Below are 4,615 nucleotides of genomic sequence, written 5' to 3'. Positions count from 1 at the left end.
ATCAGGTTGGTCATCGCGCCGAAGACCGCGCCGATGCCGAGGCCGACGACCAGGTGCGCACCGCGTACGCCAGGGGCTGGCAGGTGCTCGCCCACGTCAACGGGGACGCCGCGATCGACCAGTTCATCGAGGCGGTCGGCACCGCCGCCCGGGAGGCCGGCCCCGGCGACCGGCGGACGGTGGCGATCCACGCCCAGACCGCCCGCAAGGAGCAGGTCGAGGCCTTCGACCACCTGGGCGTCATCCCGTCCTTCTTCTCCATGCACACCTACTACTGGGGCGACTGGTACCGCAAGACCGTCCTCGGACCGGAGCGGGCCGCCACCATCTCCCCCGCCCGCTGGGCCGTGGACCGGGGGATGATCTACACCTCGCACCACGACGCCCCGGTCGCCCTGCCCAACTCGATCGCCATCCTCTCCAGCCAGGTCACCCGCCGCACCCGCACCGACCAGGTCGTCCTCGGACCCGAGCAGTGCGTGTCGGCCCTCGACGCGGTCAAGTCCATCACCATCAACGCCGCCCACCAGTACTTCGAACAGGACCGCAAGGGCAGCATCGAGGTCGGCAAGCTCGCCGACCTGGTGATCCTCTCCGCGAACCCGCTGACGGTCCCGCCGGAGGAGATCAAGGACATCAAGGTCGCCGAGACCATCAAGGAGGGCACCACCGTCCACTCCGTCGCCGACGCGAACAGCGACGCGAACGCCGACGACCCCGTTCCCGGTCTCGAAGTCCCCACCGACTACCAGTGGCACGGCTGCTGCTGACGGCCCGTCCCGCGCCGCCGCCCCCGGACCTGCGGGCCCGGGGGCGGCAACGGGCGTGCCATCGATCTCCGACACGCTCGCGACGGCCGGGGCGCGGTCCGGCGCCGGTGCGTGGTCCGACGCCGGTGCGCTGCCCGCGCGGGGCCATCGCCACAACCGGAACCCCCCGACGCACGCTCTGCGGGGCGCACGGGAGCTCCGGCGGTCCCGGGTCGTCCCGGTCGTCCCGGTCGTCCCGGTCGTCCCGGTCGCGGCTCCTGCCGGGCGGCAGCGCCTGTTCGTCCGGTTGCGGGGACCACGGCGCCGGTGCTCTCCTGCTGGTGTCAGGCAGTGCGACGATCGGAGCCGATGTGTCGTCCCCCGTTGCCGTCCCGCCCCAGGAGGCCGCCGACCGGCTGGCCATCCGCCGACTGGTCGACGCCTACGCCCACTGTGCGGACCGCCGGGACGCCGGGGGGCAGATGGCCCTGTTCACCGAGGACAGCCGCTTCCTGGTCCACATGGACGCCACGGCCGCCGAACCGACCCAGGAGCTGCGCGGACGCGCCGCCCTCGCACCGGTCTTCGCCGACCTCAACCGGTACGGGGCCACCACCCACTTCAACGGCCAGAGCACCGTGACCCTCGACGGGGACCGGGCCGAGGGCGAGACCTACTGCCTGGCGCACCACGTCTCGTCCGGCGCGGACGACGAGCGCACGATCATGATCGCGTCCATCCGCTACCTCGACCGGTTCGTCAAGCAGGACGGCTGCTGGTTCTTCGCCGAGCGCCGGCTGCTGGTCGACTGGACCGAGACCCGGCCCTGCAAGCCCTGACGCCCTGACACCCCGGGCGACAATCCGATTGCCTTCACGGAAGGGGACGTGCGATGACCACCGACGCGGAGGCCGTGGTCCGGGCCGCCTACCACGCGGCCGAGGGCGACGTCCTCGACGTGCAGGGCTTCATCGACCTGTTCACCGAGGACGGGGTGTTCAACAACGTCGTCGCGGGCGAGAGCTACCGCGGCGAGCACCTCGGCGACCAGGTCGCCTTCATGGGCGCCCTGGCGCCCGACATCCACCGCGAACTCCACCGGGTCCACGTCATGGGCGACGTGGTCGCCGTCGAGCTGACGATCGAGGGCACCGTCACCGGCCCCTTCGAGACGCCCGCCGGCACCGTGCGGGCCACCGGCGCCCGGCTCGGCATCCCCACCGCCGACTTCTGGTACGTCCAGAACGGGAAGGTCAAGGAATTCAACTGCTACGTCGGGCTCAGCGTCATGCTCGCCCAGCTGGGCGTGCACCCCGACTTCGCCTCCGCCGTCACAACCCCCTGACCACCTCCGGAAGCACGGGTACGGCGCCCGACCGCCGGCAGCCGAGCACGCCGAAGCCGTCGCCACGCCACGCCACGCCAGCCGCGACAAATGTTGATTCTTCAACTATAGTCAGGGGCGCCAACCAGGCGATCCGACCGCACGAGGAGGAACCATGGAGCAGTCCGTCACCGACAACACCGAGAAGTCCCGGTTCGAGATCCAGGACGACGGCGAACTCGCCGGCTTCGCCGAGTACCACCGCTCCGGCCACGAGATCGCCTTCATCCACACCGAGATCGACCCCCGCTTCGAAGGCCGCGGCCTCGGCAGCCGCCTGGCCCGCGCCGCCCTGGACGCCGCACGCGACCAGCAGCTCGCCGTCCTCCCCTACTGCCCCTTCATCCGCGGCTGGATCACCAAGCACCCCGAGTACGCCGACCTCGTCCCCGCCACCCACCGCGCCCGGTTCGGCCTCTGAACCCCGAGGCCGAAGGCGCCGGGCGGTCTGCGGGACCCCGACCGCGGCCCGCCCTGATCAGCGGTGGCGCCGCTCCACCGCCTCGCACTCCGCTGGGGGCCCACGACGGCGCGTCCTCGCAGGCGTGACCGCTCACCGGGGCAACGGCCCGTCCCCGGTGAGGAATCCGCCGCCGGGGCCGTCCCCGGGCAGGGCGGTCGGACCCGTCGCGCGACCCCGCCCGGGAGCGGGGAACCCTGGGCCGCCGCGCCGAACCGCCCCGCCGCCCGGCTGCGGACCTATGCCGATCCGGTCTCCTCGTCCGCGCGGGACCCCGCACCCACGACGTACTCCCACGCGACTCTGCCCGGGGCGTTGCCGGTGCTCGGGCACCTGCCCGCACTGGTACGGGATCCGACGGGGCTCCTGGGGCGGCCGTCCCGGTACGGCGACCTGGTGGAGGTCCGGCTGGGACCGAACCGGACGATGGTGCCCTGCCACCCGGAACTGCTGCGGCAGGTCCACGCGGACGACCGGACCTTCGACAAGGGCGGAGCGGTCCACCGGCGCTTCCGCCGGGTCCTCGGCAACGGGCCGGCCACCTGTGCGCACGCCGACCATCGACGCCAACGGCGGCTGCTGCAGCCGGAGTTCCGGCCAGAGCGGCTGGCCGGGTACGCCACCGTGATGACCCGCGAGGCGGCGCAGCCGGCCGCCTCCTGGCGGGACGGCGAGGTGGTCGAGGTCTTCCCCGCGTGCTACCGGTTCACCCTGCGGGTGGTGGCGCGCAGCCTGTTGGGCACCGAGGCGCCGGACGCGCTGGCCGACCGTCTGCAGCACGCCTTCGAGACCGCGTTGGCCGGCGCGTTGCGGCGGGTGCCGATGCTGCCCACGGGCGCCGGCTACCACGCGGCGGTACGCACCCTGCGGCGGACGGTGGCCGAGCTCGTACGCGACCGCCGGGCCGACGGTACCGGGCACACCGATCTGCTGGCCGGGCTGCTGGCGGCCCGGGACGAGGACGGCTCCACGCTCTCCGACACAGAGCTGCACGACCAGGTGGTCACGCTGCTCCTGCCGGCTCGGAGACCACCGCCTCCCGACTCTCCTGGACACTGCGCCTGCTGACGACGCATCCGCAGGTGCTGGCCACCCTGCGGGCGGAACTCGACGCGGTGCTGCCCGGCGGCCGCCCGGCCGAGTGGGCCGACCTGCCGTTCCTGCCCTGCACGGCCCGGGTGTTGACCGAGGCGCTGCGTCTCCGTCCCCCCGGCTGGGTGCTGCTGCGCACCTGTACCCGCGAGACCGATCTGGGAGGGCGCACCCCTGCCGCGTGGCAGCCAGGTGCTGCTCAGCTCCTACGTGGCCCACCACAACCCGTCGATCTTCGCGGAACCCGCCCGCCGCCGACCGGTCCGGCCCGCTCCCCCGGGCAGCGTTCCGTACGGGTTCTCGACCCGTGAACAGCGGACCGTCAACCCGTGCCCGCCACCCACTCGATCAGGTTGCGTTCACCGGCGGCGCGGGACAGCGGGCGGTGGAGTACGGAAGTCTCAGGGCTCCCCTGCCCGGGGCACGCCGCGCGGCGACGGCCGGCCGTGGCGGCCCGAGACCGGATTGGTGGCATGACCGTTCAGGACACTCCGAGTGCCGGGACCGCCCGGCGGGGCGAATTCGCCGAGCTGTACCGGCGCGTGGCCCAGGCCGGTCTGCTGCGTCGGCGCCCGCTCTACTACGCGTGCCGGAGCGCGGGGCTGTTCGCCGCGCTGGCGGGGCTGCTGGCCTGGTTCGTCGCGCTCGGCGCAAGCTGGTGGCAGCTCGGCCTCGCACCGCTGTTCGCCCTCGTACTGGGCCAGTTGGCGCTGCTCGGCCATGACGTCGCGCACCGCGCGGTGTTCGCCGACCGTCGGACGACCGACCTGGTGGGCATCGTGCTGGGGAACCTGGTGGTCGGCATGAGCTACGGCTGGTGGGTCGACGACCACAACCGGCACCACGCCCACCCGAACCACGAGGGCCGCGACCCGGCCGCCGATGCCATCCTCTTCGCCAGAACCGCCGAACAGGCCGACCGGGCAAGGG

At 73.2% G+C, this 4,615-nt stretch carries 7 protein-coding genes; all 7 read left to right on the top strand.

What is annotated here, in order from left to right; translation table 11 throughout:
- Positions 1 to 770 (top strand): amidohydrolase (locus ACIQOV_RS28580; RefSeq protein WP_401053346.1); only part of this gene is annotated, 770 nt, incomplete at its 5' end.
- 350 nt (positions 771 to 1,120) lie between these two features.
- Positions 1,121 to 1,588 (top strand): nuclear transport factor 2 family protein, encoded by a 468-nt coding sequence (locus ACIQOV_RS28575; protein ID WP_401053344.1) that lies wholly within the window; start codon positions 1,121 to 1,123, stop codon positions 1,586 to 1,588.
- Between the two features lie 53 nt (positions 1,589 to 1,641).
- Positions 1,642 to 2,094, top strand: coding sequence for an ester cyclase (locus ACIQOV_RS28570; RefSeq protein ID WP_401053342.1), 453 nt, complete (start codon positions 1,642 to 1,644; stop codon positions 2,092 to 2,094).
- A 154-nt stretch (positions 2,095 to 2,248) separates the two neighbouring features.
- Complete coding sequence (locus ACIQOV_RS28565) at positions 2,249 to 2,554, top strand: GNAT family N-acetyltransferase (RefSeq protein WP_401053340.1); 306 nt, start codon at positions 2,249 to 2,251, stop codon at positions 2,552 to 2,554.
- A gap of 360 nt (positions 2,555 to 2,914) precedes the next feature.
- Positions 2,915 to 3,661 carry a cytochrome P450 gene (locus ACIQOV_RS28560; RefSeq protein ID WP_401053338.1) on the top strand — a complete coding sequence of 249 codons (747 nt, stop codon included), beginning with the start codon at positions 2,915 to 2,917 and terminating at the stop codon, positions 3,659 to 3,661.
- Positions 3,649 to 3,996, top strand: coding sequence for a cytochrome P450 (locus ACIQOV_RS28555; RefSeq protein ID WP_401053349.1), 348 nt, complete (start codon positions 3,649 to 3,651; stop codon positions 3,994 to 3,996). The genes ACIQOV_RS28560 and ACIQOV_RS28555 overlap by 13 nt, the downstream gene beginning before the upstream one ends.
- A 162-nt stretch (positions 3,997 to 4,158) precedes the next feature.
- Positions 4,159 to 4,615 (top strand): fatty acid desaturase family protein (locus ACIQOV_RS28550; protein ID WP_401053336.1); only part of this gene is annotated, 457 nt, incomplete at its 3' end.

The organism is Kitasatospora sp. NPDC091257 (assembly GCF_044757675.1).
Classification (GTDB): Bacteria; Actinomycetota; Actinomycetes; order Streptomycetales; family Streptomycetaceae; genus Kitasatospora; species Kitasatospora lactacystinica.
The sequence above is the reverse complement of the archived record's forward strand: the minus strand, read 5'-3'. Positions and strand labels throughout refer to the sequence as shown.